This is a genomic window from Methylobacterium sp. CCH5-D2 (assembly GCF_001556475.1).
In the GTDB taxonomy this organism is placed as follows: Bacteria; Pseudomonadota; Alphaproteobacteria; order Rhizobiales; family Beijerinckiaceae; genus Methylobacterium; species Methylobacterium hispanicum.
This window is the reverse complement of record NZ_LSIX01000413.1, coordinates 1-545: the sequence shown is the minus strand read 5'-3', so window position 1 is coordinate 545 and position 545 is coordinate 1. Positions and strand designations below refer to the sequence as shown.

Genomic DNA, 545 nt, shown 5'->3' with positions numbered 1-545 from the left:
GCCCCGAGCGCGCCGCACCCCCCGAGCGGCCGCAACCGCCGGCCGCCCGCGAGCGGCCCGAGCCCCGCCCGGAACCCCGCGAAGAGCGCGCACCTGCCCAGCGCCAGCCCGAGCGCCCGCAGCGGCCGGACCGCGAGCCGGCCGAGCGCGCGGCGCCGCCGGCCCGCGAGCGGGCGCCCGAGCGACAGACCGCGCCCGAGCGACAGACCGCGCCCGAGCGGCAGACCGCGCCGGATCGTCCCGCGGCACCGGAGCGTCGGGCACCCGATGCCGACACGCCGCAGCGGCCGGCGCCGCGGCCCGAGCCCGGCTCGCCCGGGCAGCCGGACCGTCAGGATCGTCAGGACCGCAAAGATCGGCCGGATCGCCAAGAGCGCCAAGAGCGCCAAGAGCGCCAAGAGCGGCAGGATCGCCAGGAGCGGCAGGACCGTCCGGACGGCGCCCCGCGCGCGGCGCCCGGCGCTCCGCAGCCGGCGGCACCCCCGGCTCCCAACCAAGCCCCCGGCGTGCCGGGCCGTCCGGTCCAGCGCCCGGAAGCCGCGCCC

At 82.0% G+C, this 545-nt stretch carries 1 protein-coding gene; it reads right to left on the bottom strand.

What is annotated here, in order from left to right; genetic code table 11:
- Positions 1-545 (bottom strand): hypothetical protein (locus tag AX737_RS34280; RefSeq protein ID WP_197430532.1); only part of this gene is annotated, 545 nt, incomplete at both ends.